We start from the raw sequence: 13,814 nt of genomic DNA on the forward strand, positions 1-13,814 counted from the left end.
GGCCGAATTAGGGGGCTAGATAGCCATGGATAGGAAGAAGCTGGTTCTGCTGGTCGTCGCGCTGATCGTAGCCATCGGCACGGCACTTGTCGCGCGGAGCATGTTCGCCGGGGCAAGCGCTCCGCAGGCCGACGCCGCGCAAGTCGAACCGCTGGGTCCCAAGGTACTCGTCGCACAGCGCGCGCTGCCGGTGGGCACGATCATCACCGCCGATGCGCTCGGTTTCCAGCCGTGGCCCGAAGAACTGGTCCAGGATGCCTATTTCCTCGACGGCGAAACCGACATGAGCAAGCTGCTCGGTACGGTGGTGCGCAATCCGATCACCGCGGGCGAACCGGTCACGCAGGGCTCGCTGGTCGCGCCCGGCGACCGTGGCTTCCTCGCCGCCGCGCTGGCCCCGGGCATGCGCGCGATCACCGTTCCCGTAAACGTCCAGTCGGGCGTCGCCGGCTTCGTCTTCCCAGGCGACCGCGTCGACATGGTCCTGACGCAGCAGGTCGAAGGCGAAGGTCCCAGCCTGAAAGCGTCGGAAACCATCCTTCGTAACCTTCGCGTGCTTGCCACCGACCAGTCGACCGTTTCGGAAAAGGCCGAGGACGGGACGACCGTGGTCAAGGAATTCCGCACCGTCACGCTCGAGGTCACGCCGGTCATCGCCGAAAAGGTGGCGGTCGCGCAGACCATCGGCACGCTGAGCCTCTCGCTGCGCTCGCTCGCCGACAACCAGAGCGAACTCGAACGCGCGATCGCCGAAGGCGACGTGACCATTCCCGACAATGCCTCGCCCGAAGAGGAAGAACGGATCCTGCGCCAGGCCATGTCGCGCCCGGTCGACGGCAAGAGCACCTATGTGACGGGTGGCGACGTGTCGCGCTTCCAGCGCCGCACCGCACCGGCGCAAGCACCGTCGAGCGCAGCGCAGCAGGCCGCGCCTGCGCCCGGAGTTGCGCCGGCAGCCGGGGCACCCGCTCCGGTTCACAGGGGTCCGAGCGTCCGCGTCACCCGCGGCAAGGAAACCGAAGAAGTACCAGTGGGCGGCAAATGAGCCGGACCGGAAAAATGAAGAGCCATTCAGGGGGCAATTCGATGAAGCGTCGTCTTACCACGAAACTGCTGCTCGCCAGCATGGCCATCGCGCCGCTGGCGGCCACACCGACCAGTGTGGCGACAGCCCAGTCGGTCGTCCGCCCGAACTCGGAGATCGTCCTTTCGATCGGCCGCGGCGAACTGGTCAACGTACCCGGCACCATGGCCGACGTCTTCGTCGCCGACGACAATGTCGCCGACGTCCAGGTCAAGTCGCAGCGCCAGCTCTACGTCCTCGGTAAGGCCGGCGGCGAAACCACGATCTACGCCAGCAATGCCGCCGGAGACATCATCTGGTCGGCCAATGTCCGCGTCGGCTCCAACATCGGCAGCATCGACCAGCTGCTCGCCCTCGCCATGCCCGAAGCCAAGATTTCGGTGGCGACCATGGGGTCGAATGTGGTCCTGCTGACCGGCACGGTCGCCGGACCCGAAGACGCCGAGGAGGCCCAGCGCCTGGTCGAGGCTTTCGTCGGCGAAGAGACCAACGTCATTAGTCGGCTGCGCATGGCGACGCCGCTGCAGGTCAACCTGCAGGTCCGCATCGCCGAAGTCAGCCGCAGCGTCGTCCGCGCCATCGGGGTCAATCTGACCAGCATCGACAGCACCAGCGGGTTCCAGTTCGGTGTCGGCCAAGGTCGTACCGGCTTCATCACCGGGGGCACACTGCCTGCCCTGGGCGTCGGCAACACGCCCAGGGGTTACATCCCCGACCCGACCGATCCGACCAAGCTGATCGAGGCTGTCGGCACCACGATCACCCGCGCCTCGCCCGGCACCACGCTCGGGGCGATGGGCAAGTTCCTCGGCCTCGATGTCGGCGCCGCGCTCGATCTCGCCGAGACCGAAGGCCTGGTGACCACGCTGTCGCAGCCGAACCTCACCGCCCTGTCGGGCGAAACGGCCGAATTCCTCGCCGGCGGCGAGTTCCCGATCCCGCTCAGCCAGGGCCTCGGGACGACCACGGTCGAATACAAGAATTACGGTGTCAGCCTCGCCTACACCCCGACGGTGCTCGCCAACGGCCGCATCTCGATGCGCGTCCGCCCCGAAGTTTCGGAACTGTCGAGCCAGGGCGCGATCACGCTGAACGGCTTCCAGGTCCCGGCACTGGTGACGCGCCGGGCGGAAACCACCGTCGAACTCGGCTCGGGCCAGAGCTTCATGATCGCCGGCCTGCTGTCGAACAACGCGACCAACTCGGTCGACAAGGCGCCCGGTCTCGGCGACATCCCGATCCTCGGCAATCTGTTCCGCTCGTCGACCTACCGCAAGGGCGAGACGGAGCTGGTGATCGTCGTCACGCCGTATCTGGTGAAGCCGGTCGACGGCAACGACATCAAGCTGCCGACCGACGGCTTCCGTACGCCGACCGAATTCCAGCGCCTGCTCGGCTATCAGCAGAGCGATGGCGTGACCGGTGGCGACCGTCCGAAACCGAGCGCTGTGGAGGCGGCTCCCGCGGCGCCCGGCTTCTCGCAGGGACAACCCACCGACGACGGCAATCGGCAGGCGAAGGGCAAGCCCGACACGGGTCGCAACGAACGCACCGCATCGGCCGAACCCGGCTTCAGCTTCGAATAGGGGACGAGTACCATGGCCAAGGCAATCAATCGCAAGCTCGCCGGGACGCTGACCGTCTCGCTCAGCCTCGTGCTCGGCGCCTGCGTGGGCGGCATGCCGACCGACAACCGGTCGCTGGAAAGCGCCCGCCAGCCGGTCGTCGAACGCACCAATTTCACGCTCGACGTCAGCACTTCGGGTGACGGCCTTCCCGTCAGCGAACAGCAGCGCGTCTCCGGCTGGTTCGAGGCCATGGGCCTCGGCTACGGCGACCGCATCTCGCTCGAAGATCCCACCGCCAACCCCGCGGTGAGGGAAGATCTCGCCGCGCTTGCCGGGCGCCACGGCCTGCTCGTCAGCGAAGGCTCTCCGGTGACCGCCGGCTATGTGAACCCGGGCCAGGCGCGGATCGTCGTGACCCGTTCGACCGCCAGCGTACCCGGCTGCCCCGACTGGGCGGCCAACAACGAGGCCAACACGTCCAATGCGACCTATCCCGGATACGGCTGTGCCGTGAACGGAAACCTGGCCGCCATGGTCGCCAATCCCGAAGATCTGATCGCCGGCCAGAAGGGCACTGGCGAAACCACGGTCACGACCTCGACCAAAGCCATCAAGGCCTATCGTGAGCAGGCACCGACCGGCGCCGGCGGCCTGGCCGAAGTCAGCACCAAAGAAGGAGGCTAAACAGCCATGAGCGCTTCACTCAAATCCAGCATGCCGGGCAATCGCGACGTTTTTGCGGCGTATGTCTGCGACGAGAATGCTCTCGACGTGCTGCGCCCGGTGGTGATCGAACTCGGCTGGGCGCCCGAGAAGTGCAACAAGGGCGGCCTGCGGAACGCGGTGCAGTCGCTGTCGGTGTCGGCCAGCCCGAACATCCTGATGGTCGACCTCTCCGAAAGCGGCGATCCGCTCAACGACATCAACGCGCTCGCCGAAGTCTGCGAACCCGGCACCGTCGTGATCGCGATCGGCCAGGTCAACGACGTGCGCCTCTATCGCGACCTGCTCGCGAGCGGCATTCACGATTATCTGCTCAAACCGCTGTCGGCCAACATGCTGCGCGATTCGCTCACCCAGGCACAGGCCGTCTTCATGGCACCGCGTAGCGGCGAGGACGAAGGCGTGAAGCGCCACATCTCGTCGGCGGTCATCGGCACGCGGGGCGGGGTCGGCGCATCGACGCTGGTCACCTCGCTCGCCTGGCTGTTCTCGGTCGACAAGCGCATGCCCACCGCGCTGCTCGATCTCGACGTGCATTTCGGCACCGGCGCGCTGACACTCGATCTCGAGCCCGGCCGCGGTCTCACCGACGCGATCGACAATCCGAGCCGCATCGACGGGCTGTTCATCGAACGCGCCATGATCCGCGCGAACGACAATCTCGCGATCCTCTCTGCCGAAGCGCCGATCAACCAGCCGCTGATGACCGACGGCGCGGCCTTCATGCAGCTGCAGGAAGAGTTCAAGCACACGTTCGAAATGACCGTGCTCGACATGCCGCGCAACATGATGATCAATTTCCCGCACCTGCTCAACGACGTGAACGTCGTCGTGCTGGTCACGGAAATGTCGCTCGCCTCGGCGCGCGACACGATCCGCATCCTGTCGTGGCTGAAAACCAACGCTCCGCATGCTCAGGTCCTGATCACCGCGAACAAGGTCCAGCCGGGCGTCGCAGAAATCAGCAAGGCCGATTTCGAAGCCTCGATCGAGCGCAAGATCGATATCGCGATCCCCTTCGATCAGAAAGCCGCCGCCAATGCCGCCAAGCTCGGCAAGACCTTCGTCGATGCCAATGGCAGCACGAAGGCCACAGCGGCGATCAAGCAGCTCGCCTTGCAGATCATGGGCGCCGGGGAAGAGGACGCCCCGGTTTCGAACGATGCCGGTGCGAAGAAATCGCTGCTCGGCTCGCTCGACCTGAAGGGGCTGCTGGCGAAGAAGAAGACCGATCAGGTGGCAGAGCCCGCCGAGTGACGGCTTCGGCGGCCGTTCCCTGGTCGCCGGGCTCTGAAGAAACGGAGTTGACGCATGAACATCATCCAGCTGGTGCTGTTTGCCGTCGGGGTCCTGGCGTTGCTGGCGATCGGCTATGCGATGCTCTCCGGCCCCAATGCGTCCAAGGCGAGCCAACGCCGCCTGCAGCAGGTGCGTTACCGGCACTCGGAAAGCACTGACGCCAAGGTAGAATCGCAGCTCAAGAAGGCCATCGCGGCGCGCAGGCCCAAGATGCACCGTGTCGCGGGCTCGTCCTCGCGCATCGAAGCCCTGGTCAACCGCCTCGACCAGACCGGCAAGGGCTGGACGCTCAGCCAGTATGCCTATGCTTCGCTGGGGCTCGGTGTCACCATCGCCCTGTTGATGTACCTGCGCAGCGGTTCGCTCGCCCTGTCGTTCGCCATCGGCGTGTTCGTCGGCGCGGGCCTGCCGCACTTCATTGTCGGACGGGCGATCAAGAAGCGCACCGCCGCCTTCAACGCCAAGTTTCCCGACGCGATCGAACTGCTCGTGCGCGGCCTCCGCTCGGGCCTGCCGGTGACCGAGACGCTGGCGGTCGTGGCACAGGAAGTTCCGGGCCCGGTGGGCGTGGAGTTCAAAGGCATCGTCGAACGGATCAAGATCGGCCGGACCATGGAGGAATCGCTCCAGGAAACCGCCGACCGGCTGAACATCCCGGAATTCAACTTCTTCTGCATCACGCTCGCGATCCAGCGCGAAACCGGCGGCAACCTTGCCGAGACGCTGTCAAACCTCGCAGACGTGCTGCGCAAGCGCGCGCAGATGAAGCTCAAGATCCGGGCGATGAGCTCCGAATCCAAGGCGTCGGCCTACATCGTCGGCGCGCTCCCCTTCATCGTCTTCACGATGATCTGGTGGATCAATCCCGAATATATCGGCGGCTTCTTCGAGGACGATCGCCTGATCGTGACCGGCCTCGGCGGCCTCGTGTGGATGAGCATCGGCGGCTTCATCATGGCCAAGATGGTCAGCTTCGAAATCTGAGTGGGAAAAGAATAGCGCAATGGACCCTGCAACCGGCCCCACCCTTCTCGGCTTCGACGTCTTCCTGGTCGGCTCGATCCTCGCCGGGATCGCCGCCATGGCGATGGTATTCGCGATCTACACCGCGCTGACCATCAAGGACCCGATGAGCAAGCGCGTGAAAGCGCTCGAGGGCCGGCGCGAAGAGCTCAAGATGGGCCTCGTCACTTCGAACGCGAAGAAGCGGCAGAGCCTGGTCCGCAAAACCGACACCACCGAGAAGATCAAGGACACGCTCGGCAACCTCAAGGTGCTGCAGCAGAGCCAGGTCGAAATCGTCCAGCAGAAGCTGGCGCATGCGGGTATCCGCAACAAGGAATTGGCGATCGTCATCATCGGCCTGCGTGCGGTGTTGCCGATCCTGCTCGGCGGCTTCGCCTTCGTCATGCTGTACATCGTCCAGGTCTATCCGGACTGGCAGATGAAGCGCGTCGCCGCGCTCGCGCTCGCCGTTTTCGTCGGGTACAAGGGTCCCGAACTCTACATCGGCAATATCGCCAAGAAGCGCTCGGACGCGATCCGCAAGGGCCTGCCCGACGCGCTCGACCTCCTCGTCATCTGCGCCGAGGCCGGCCTGACGGTCGATGCCGCCTTCAACCGCGTGGCCAAGGAACTGGGCCGCGCCTACCCCGAACTGGGCGACGAATTCGCGCTGACGGCGATCGAGCTATCGTTCCTCAACGAGCGCAAGAAGGCCTTCGACAACCTTGCCTATCGCGTCGATCTCGATGCGGTGAAGGGCGTGGTCACCACCATGATCCAGACCGAGCGCTACGGTACGCCGCTGGCCAGTGCGCTGCGCGTGCTCTCGGCCGAGTTCCGCAACGAGCGCATGATGCGCGCCGAGGAAAAGGCCGCGCGCCTGCCGGCGATCATGACCGTGCCGCTGATCATGTTCATCCTGCCGGTGCTGTTCATCGTCATTCTCGGCCCGGCGGCCTGTTCGATCGCCGACGCCTTCAGCGGCGGTATCGGCTAACCCGCTTCTCCTGCGCAGCTTCGCAAAGGAAGCCCGGTCGACGCCTAGTCGGCCAGGCTTTCCGCGTCGAAATCACCCGCCTGGTCGCGCACGCGGCCGAGCATGTCGAGCAGGCTGGCGCGCTCTTCCTCGCTCAGCACCGAAAACAGCTCGCTTTCGATCTTGAGCGCGAGCGGCATGATCCCGGCATGCACTGCGCGCCCTTCGGCAGTCAGTTCGAGCAGGTGCGAGCGGCCGTCGCTGGCATTGGGCGAGCGCTGCGCCAGCCCGCGATCCTCCAGGCGCCGGCAGGCCCGGTTGACCGGCACCTTGTCCATCAGCGTTTCCTGCGTCAGTTCGCGCTGGGTCAGCGCGCCATGATCGCCAAGCACCGCCATGACCCGCCATTCGGTGGTCTTGAGCGCGAAGCGCTTGCGGTACTGCTCGGCGATGCGGGTCGAGACCGCGTTCGAGGCGATCGACAATTGGTAAGGCAGGAATTCTGCGAGGAGCTTTGCTGGCTGACGTCGGGACATGACGCCAACCTTGGATACCCGAACGCGGCTTGGCAAGGCCGTTACCGCTGTAACCGTCACAAGCGCAACTATCGATAGGCGGGCTCGTCCCACCAGGGGTAGAAATCGGGCATGTCCGCGCTGACTGTGTCGGGATAGGCAGGTGGGCGCTTCTCCAGGAAGCTGGCGATCCCTTCCTTCGCATCGGCGCTGCGGCTGAGGCGATAGATCGCGCGGCTGTCGATCCGGTGCGCATCCATCGGATGCCCGCCAGCGCCAAGCCGCCACAGCATCGCGCGCGTCATGGCCACCGACACGGCCGAGGTGTTGTCCGCGATCTCGCGCGCGATGCCCAGCGCCGCATCCATCAGTTCGCCCTGAGGATGGACCGAGCGCACCAGGCCGCGCTCTTTCGCCTCGGCTGCATCGAAAATCCGCCCGGTCATGCACCATTCGAGCGCGGTCTGCATGCCGACCAGCCGCGGAAGGAACCAGCTCGAGGCGGCCTCGGGCGTGATCCCGCGCCGCGCGAAGACGAAGCCGAAGCGGGCGTTGTCGCTGCACAGGCGGATGTCGAAGGGGAGCTGCATCGTCGCGCCCACGCCCACCGCCACGCCGTTGCAGGCGCCGATCAGCGGCTTCTTCGAATTGAACAGTCGCAAGGTCAGCCGCCCGCCCCCGTCGCGCACGCGCTCGTCGGAAAGATCGTCGACCGGGTTCGGGTCGGAGAAGACATGGCCCCCGCCTTCGGGAGTCAGGTCCGCCCCCGCGCAGAAAGCTCGGTCTCCATGCCCGGTGACGATCACCGCACGCACGCTGTCGTCGGCATCGGTGGTGTCGATCGCGTCGATCACCTCGTCCATCATCACCCGGGTGAAGGCGTTCATCTTCTCGGGACGATGGAGCGTGATCGTGGCCACGCCGTCGGCGATGTCGAGCTTGATCTGCGTGTAGGACATGTGTTGGTTTTCTCCTCGATCAGTCCCGTGACTTGGACCGCGTGTTACACCCTCAATTGGCAAAAAAGTTCGGCGCCCCTTTCCGCCTGCCGAAGCAAAGGGAAAGAAGCGCCGAATTGGTCATGCCGCCGAGCCTAGCGCGCCGGCAGCGAGTAGGAAAACGGACAGCGAGGCAGCCTCACCGAGGCGCCATGCGGATGGCGCCGTCGAGGCGCACGTCCTCGCCGTTGAAATAGCCGGTCTCGATCATGCACATGGCGAGTTTGGCGTATTCCTCCGGATTGCCGAGGCGCTTGGGGAACGGCACGCTGGCGGCGAGCGCTTCCTTCACCTGCGGCGGCGCGGCGTTCATCAGCGGAGTGTTGAAGATGCCCGGCAGGATGGTGTTCACGCGGATGCCTTCGCGCATCAGGTCGCGCGCGATCGGCAGGGTCATGCCGACGACGCCCCCCTTCGAGGCCGAATAGGCCGCCTGACCCATCTGGCCGTCCTCGGCCGCGACCGAGGCGGTGTTGACGATCGCCCCGCGATCGCCCTCGTCGGTCAGCGGGTCGAGGGTCATCATGCCCGCGGCCGACTTGGCGATGCAGCGGAAGGTGCCGATCAGATTGACCTGGATGACGAAGTCGAACGCGCTGATCGGGAAGCTCTTGATCTCGCCGGTCTGCTTGTCGCGGCTGGCGGTCTTGATCGCATTGCCGATGCCCGCGCAGTTGACGAGGATGCGTTCCTGGCCATGCGCCTCGCGCGCCTTGGCGAACCCTGCATCGACGTCCTCGTCGCTGGTCACGTTGACCTTGCAGAACACGCCGCCGATGTCCTTGGCGACCGCCTCGCCCTTCTCCTCGTTCATGTCGAAGATGGCGACCTTGGCGCCTTTTGCGGCGAGCGCACGAGCGGTGGCTTCGCCGAGACCCGACGCGCCGCCGGTTACGACCGCAGGGGTTTTGCTGCTGACTTCCATTTCAGATTTCCTCTTGATTCAGTGAATTATAGCGCCTCGGCGCCCGAGCACGGATGTGCTCAGAGCGCCTCGATGATGGTGACGTTGGCGACGCCGCCGCCTTCGCACATCGTCTGCAGGCCGTATTTCTTGCCCCGCGCCTTGAGCGCGTGGACGAGCGTCGCCATCAGCTTGGTGCCGCTCGCGCCGAGCGGGTGACCGAGCGCGATCGCACCGCCGTTGACGTTGAGTCTGTCCGGATCGGCGCCCGTGTGCTTGAGCCAGGCAAGCGGGACCGGGGCGAAGGCCTCGTTGACCTCGTACAGGTCGATATCGCCGATATTCATGCCGGCGCGCTGCAGCGCCCGATCGGTGGCGAAGAGCGGCTCTTCGAGCATGATCACCGGATCGCCCGCGGTGACGGTGAGATTATGAATCCGCGCCATCGGCGTAAGACCGTATTCCTTGAGCGCCTTTTCCGAGACGACCAGCACCGCGCTGGAGCCGTCGCAGATCTGGCTGCTGGTGGCCGCAGTGATCGTGCCTTCGGGGCTGAGCAGCTTGACAGACGAAATGCTTTCGAGCGTCGCATCGAAACGGATGCCTTCGTCGACCGTGTGCATCTCGGTGCCTTCGGGGGTTTCCACCTCGACCGGGACGATCTCGGCCTCGAAGGCGCCCGACTTGGTCGCCTCGATCGCCTTCTGGTGGCTCGACAGCGCAAAGCGGTCGAGATCGTCCTTGGTGAAGCCGTGCTTCTTGACGATCATCTCGGCGCCCATGAACTGGCTCCACTGGATGCCGGGATACTTCTCCTCGAGCCCCGGAGATTTGTAGTTCCCCAGGCCTTCCTTCATGTGGAACATCGCGGTCGAGCCCATCGGCACGCGGCTCATGCTCTCGACACCGGCGGCGATCACCACATCCTGGGTCCCGCTCATCACCGCCTGCGCGGCGAACTGGATCGCCTGCTGCGAGGAACCGCACTGGCGATCGATCGTAACCGCGGGTACGCCTTCGCCGAGATGCTTTGCCGCGAGCACGGCATTGCGGCCGACCTGCATGGCCTGCTCGCCGCCCTGGCTGACGCAGCCCATCACCACATCGTCGATGGCCTTGGCCTCGAGCCCGCTGCGCTCCATGATCGCATCGAGCGATTTGGCAGCCAGATCGACCGGGTGGACCCCGGCGAGGCGACCGCCGCGCCGCCCCCCGGCAGTACGGACGGCTTCGACTAGATAAGCTTCGGGCATCGTCATCCTCTTGTAGCTTTTCCGAAACCATTAGGTTTCGATTAGGTACCGTTTGCCTAGGCCCGCCTTACGTGAACGTCAACCGGAACGGGTCGCTTTCGCCGCGGCGGGTTTTCGAGTCCGTGCGAGTCGTGCGCTTCGCGCGAAATTTAGCCAAACCGGCAGGTGTGACTTAGGCGTCACACCCCTTACGCCAAACCGCGCAAAATGTAACAAAAGCTTTGCATTCGGCGCGTCCCTAAAGGCACATGCGAGCCTCCACTGGAGGGATTGTGCATACGTATGGGCCTTGGCCGCGTGCGGATTCCCGTCCCTCGCAGGGGTTCCTTGGAGATCCGACCTCAGGGGTCGGTCGATCAATAGAGGGATTAACAGAGTGAAACTCCACACCTATTTCAAAGCAAGCGCGGCTCCTGCTGCCCTTGGCCTTGCCCTGCTTTCGCAGCCGGCAATGGCTCAGGACACGGGTGACGATGCTGAAGCAGCACCGACTGGTGGTGCCATCGTCGTTACCGGTTCGCGTATCGCGCGTCCGGACGTCGAAAGCGCCAGCCCGGTCACCGTCGTCGGCGCTCAGGAAGTTGCCGATACCGGTACGGTCCGCGTCGAAGACCTGGTCAACTCGCTGCCGCAGGTTCTCGGTGGCCAGAACGCCTTCGTCGCCAACGGCGCCTCGGGTACGGCCACGGTCGACCTTCGCGGTCTCGGCACTGCGCGTACCCTGGTCCTGGTCAACGGCCGTCGCCTGCAGCCGGGTGACCCCGCGCTGCCCGCAGCCGACCTTAACCAGATCCCGGCTTCGCTCATCGAGCGCGTCGAAGTTCTGACCGGCGGTGCATCGGCTACCTACGGTGCCGACGCTGTGGCCGGCGTTGTCAACTTCGTCATGGACACCGACTTCGAAGGCGTCCGTCTCGATGCGACCTACGGTTTCTACCAGCACAACAACGACACCAACCAGGTCGTTCGTGGTGACGGCCAGACCGTCAACGATCGCCAGGATGCTCGCGGCTTCGTTGCTCCCAAGGGCAATGACGTCGGCGGTTCGCAGTACAATGTCGAACTCACCCTCGGCTCTGCCTTCGACGATGGCCGCGGCCACGTCACCGGCTATGTCGGCTATCGTGAAGTCGAAGCGCTGCTCCTCGGCGACCGCGACTATTCGTTCTGCGCCCTGACCGGCGGCGGTGCTCGCGACAACACGTCGTGCGGTGGTTCGGCCAACGCCATCAACGCTACCGTGGCTGACCCGTTCTTCAACTTCTTCGGCGCACTCGTCGCCGACGGTTCGGACGACTTCAGCGGCGCGTATCAGCCGTACAACTACAACCCGATCAACCACTTCCAGCGTCCGGACACTCGTTACACCGCAGGCTTCTTCGGTGATTACGAGATCTCGCCGGCGGTCACGGCCTATGCCGAGTTCATGTTCATGGACGACCGCTCGCAGGCCCAGATCGCTCAGTCGGGTACCTTCTTCGCCGAACAGTACAACCTGTCGTGCGACAGCCCGCTGTTCAACGCTGCCCAGGGCGACTACCTGTGCGGCCTGATCGACGGCAATGAAGATGCCGGTGACTTCGTCGATACCGACGGTGACGGCGTGGCCGATACCGATCCGACCGGTGCCGGCGTGGTTCCGATCTACATCGGTAAGCGTAACATCGAAGGCGGCCCGCGTTTCGACGACCTGCGTCACACCGCGTATCGCATCGTGGCCGGCCTGCGTGGTCCGATCACCGATTCGATCCGTTACGATGCGTCGTTCCAGTACGGCACGACCATCTTCCAGCAGAAGTACAACAACGACTTCTCGGTCTCGCGTCTGCGCAACGCCCTTCAGGCGACCACCGATGCCGACGGCAACGTGGTCTGCCAGTCGGTCGTGAACGGTTCGGACCCGAACTGCGTGGTCTACAACCCGTTCCAGGGCCCGGGCATCGTTGCCAGCGGCGATCCGCGTGACGGCATCACCCAGGCAGCCATCGACTATGTCAGCATCCCGCTGCTGTCGACCGGTGAAGTCGAAGAAGTCGTCGCCAATGCGTACATCGCCGGCGATCTGGTTTCGATCGGCAACGCCAGCCCGATCGGTTTCGTCCTCGGCGCCGAATATCGTGAAGAGCTCATCTCGACTCGCAACGATGTCGGCTTCCAGACGCAGGACGGCGCCGGCCAGGGTAGCCCGCAGCTGGACGTGTTCGGTAAGTTCGATGTGAAGGAAGTCTTCGGCGAACTTCGCATCCCGCTGATCGAAGACGGCTTCGTGGACATGCTCGCCCTCGAACTCGGCTATCGTTATTCGGACTACAGCACCGGCAACTCGACCGACACCTACAAGATCCTGGCCGAGTTCGCTCCGGTCGACTGGATCAAGTTCCGTGGCGGTTACAACCGTGCGGTCCGCGCCCCGAACATTCTCAACCTGTTCTCTCCGAACCGTGTTGCCCTGTTCGGCGGTAGCGATCCGTGCTCCGGCGCCACCCCCGACTTCACTGTTGCACAGTGCGTCAACCTGGGTGTTCCGGCAGCTCGCTACGGTACCGTTACCGGTAGCCCGGCTGCTCAGTACAACCAGTTCATCGGTGGTAACCCGAATGCAGAGCCCGAAAAGGCCGATACCTACACCGTCGGTGTGGTCATCGAGCCCGATCAGTTCATTCCGGGTCTCACGCTGGCGGTCGACTACTACGACATCTCGGTCGAAAACGCGATTTCGACCCTGGGTGCGCAGACGATCATCAACCAGTGCGGTCTCACCGGCGATCCGTTCTACTGCGACCTGGTTACCCGTGCTCCGGGCAGCCTGACGCTGTGGACCAACGGCGGCTTCGTGACCAACACGACGCTGAACGTCGGTGGCTTCTCGACCTCGGGTGTCGATATCGCTGCCGGATACAACCGCTCGATCGGCGCAGGCCGCCTGAACTTCCAGTTCAACGGTACCTGGCTGAACGAATACGCCTTCGACACGGGTATCCCGACGGCGACCACCGACGGTATCGGCGATTGCGCCGGCTACCACGGTACCGTCTGCGGCACCCCGGCTCCGGAATGGCGCCACACCATGCGTCTCGGCTACACCTTCGACTTCGGTTTCGGTGCGTCGGTTCGCTGGCGTCACTTCGGCGCGGTCGATTGGGACCAGCGCAGCACCGACGGCGACGTCGGCACGGGTGCAGCAGCTTCGGTTGGCGACATCGGCCAGCAGAACTACTTCGACCTGACGCTGTCGTATGACCTCGATCCGGTGATGCTGCGCCTCGGCGTCAACAACATCTTCGACAAGGAACCGCCGGTCATGGGTGCCAACTACGGTGGCAACAACGGCAACACCTATGTCGAAACCTATGACCCGGTCGGTCGCCGCATCTTCATGAGCGCGACCCTCCAGTTCTAAGCTTCGGCAGAAGAACAAGCGGAAAGGCGGGCTTCGGCCCGCCTTTCTTTTTGCCCGATCGCGTTCTGGCATGGCGTGCCACACACGAT

11 protein-coding genes are annotated in these 13,814 nt (G+C 64.5%); 7 read left to right on the top strand and 4 right to left on the bottom strand.

Annotation, left to right across the window (positions count from 1 at the left end):
- Window positions 1–25 precede the first annotated feature (25 nt).
- Genes cpaB through K3181_RS11485 form a run of 6 tightly spaced genes read left to right on the top strand, consistent with a single transcriptional unit; the run spans window position 26 to window position 6,676 of the window.
- Window positions 26–1,045: a Flp pilus assembly protein CpaB gene (cpaB, locus tag K3181_RS11460; protein WP_221603237.1), complete on the top strand. Its 1,020-nt coding sequence runs from the start codon at window positions 26–28 to the stop codon at window positions 1,043–1,045.
- Between the two features lie 41 nt (window positions 1,046–1,086).
- Entirely contained in the window at window positions 1,087–2,670 is a 1,584-nt protein-coding gene (locus K3181_RS11465) for a type II and III secretion system protein family protein (RefSeq protein ID WP_221603238.1), read from the top strand.
- Window positions 2,671–2,682: 12 nt separating this feature from the next.
- On the top strand, window positions 2,683–3,336 hold the full coding sequence (locus tag K3181_RS11470; protein ID WP_221603239.1) for a CpaD family pilus assembly protein: 654 nt from the start codon (window positions 2,683–2,685) through the stop codon (window positions 3,334–3,336).
- A 6-nt stretch (window positions 3,337–3,342) separates the two neighbouring features.
- Window positions 3,343–4,632 carry a pilus assembly protein CpaE gene (locus K3181_RS11475; RefSeq protein WP_221603240.1) on the top strand — a complete coding sequence of 430 codons (1,290 nt, stop codon included), beginning with the start codon at window positions 3,343–3,345 and terminating at the stop codon, window positions 4,630–4,632.
- 54 nt (window positions 4,633–4,686) lie between these two features.
- Window positions 4,687–5,658 carry a type II secretion system F family protein gene (locus K3181_RS11480; protein WP_221603241.1) on the top strand — a complete coding sequence of 324 codons (972 nt, stop codon included), beginning with the start codon at window positions 4,687–4,689 and terminating at the stop codon, window positions 5,656–5,658.
- Window positions 5,659–5,677: 19 nt separating this feature from the next.
- The gene (locus K3181_RS11485) at window positions 5,678–6,676 is read left to right on the top strand and encodes a type II secretion system F family protein (protein WP_221603242.1); all 999 of its coding nucleotides are present in this window, start codon (window positions 5,678–5,680) and stop codon (window positions 6,674–6,676) included.
- A gap of 44 nt (window positions 6,677–6,720) precedes the next feature.
- On the opposite strand, the gene K3181_RS11490 is transcribed toward K3181_RS11485, so the two are convergent.
- From K3181_RS11490 to K3181_RS11505, 4 genes are all read right to left on the bottom strand, one after another.
- Window positions 6,721–7,191, bottom strand: coding sequence for a MarR family winged helix-turn-helix transcriptional regulator (locus tag K3181_RS11490; RefSeq protein ID WP_221603243.1), 471 nt, complete (start codon window positions 7,189–7,191; stop codon window positions 6,721–6,723).
- Window positions 7,192–7,259: 68 nt separating this feature from the next.
- Window positions 7,260–8,129 carry a crotonase/enoyl-CoA hydratase family protein gene (locus K3181_RS11495; RefSeq protein WP_221603244.1) on the bottom strand — a complete coding sequence of 290 codons (870 nt, stop codon included), beginning with the start codon at window positions 8,127–8,129 and terminating at the stop codon, window positions 7,260–7,262.
- 178 nt (window positions 8,130–8,307) lie between these two features.
- Complete coding sequence (locus tag K3181_RS11500) at window positions 8,308–9,093, bottom strand: SDR family NAD(P)-dependent oxidoreductase (RefSeq protein WP_221603245.1); 786 nt, start codon at window positions 9,091–9,093, stop codon at window positions 8,308–8,310.
- Window positions 9,094–9,152: 59 nt separating this feature from the next.
- Complete coding sequence (locus K3181_RS11505; protein ID WP_221603505.1) at window positions 9,153–10,325, bottom strand: acetyl-CoA C-acetyltransferase; 1,173 nt, start codon at window positions 10,323–10,325, stop codon at window positions 9,153–9,155.
- Window positions 10,326–10,701: 376 nt separating this feature from the next.
- Between K3181_RS11505 and K3181_RS11510 the strand changes: the two genes are divergently transcribed.
- A complete protein-coding gene (locus K3181_RS11510; protein ID WP_221603246.1) occupies window positions 10,702–13,725 on the top strand; it encodes a TonB-dependent receptor domain-containing protein in 3,024 nt (1,007 codons plus the stop codon).
- Window positions 13,726–13,814: the final 89 nt, after the last annotated feature.

This window comes from Qipengyuania mesophila (assembly GCF_019711655.1).
Taxonomy (GTDB): domain Bacteria; phylum Pseudomonadota; class Alphaproteobacteria; order Sphingomonadales; family Sphingomonadaceae; genus Qipengyuania; species Qipengyuania mesophila.

Coding starts and splice junctions, on each gene's coding strand:
- cpaB (WP_221603237.1), top strand. CDS start 26: ATGGATAGGAAGAAGCTGGTTCTGCTGGTCGTCGCGCTGATCGTAGCC.
- K3181_RS11465 (WP_221603238.1), top strand. CDS start 1,087: ATGAAGCGTCGTCTTACCACGAAACTGCTGCTCGCCAGCATGGCCATC.
- K3181_RS11470 (WP_221603239.1), top strand. CDS start 2,683: ATGGCCAAGGCAATCAATCGCAAGCTCGCCGGGACGCTGACCGTCTCG.
- K3181_RS11475 (WP_221603240.1), top strand. CDS start 3,343: ATGAGCGCTTCACTCAAATCCAGCATGCCGGGCAATCGCGACGTTTTT.
- K3181_RS11480 (WP_221603241.1), top strand. CDS start 4,687: ATGAACATCATCCAGCTGGTGCTGTTTGCCGTCGGGGTCCTGGCGTTG.
- K3181_RS11485 (WP_221603242.1), top strand. CDS start 5,678: ATGGACCCTGCAACCGGCCCCACCCTTCTCGGCTTCGACGTCTTCCTG.
- K3181_RS11490 (WP_221603243.1), bottom strand. CDS start 7,191: ATGTCCCGACGTCAGCCAGCAAAGCTCCTCGCAGAATTCCTGCCTTAC.
- K3181_RS11495 (WP_221603244.1), bottom strand. CDS start 8,129: ATGTCCTACACGCAGATCAAGCTCGACATCGCCGACGGCGTGGCCACG.
- K3181_RS11500 (WP_221603245.1), bottom strand. CDS start 9,093: ATGGAAGTCAGCAGCAAAACCCCTGCGGTCGTAACCGGCGGCGCGTCG.
- K3181_RS11505 (WP_221603505.1), bottom strand. CDS start 10,325: ATGCCCGAAGCTTATCTAGTCGAAGCCGTCCGTACTGCCGGGGGGCGG.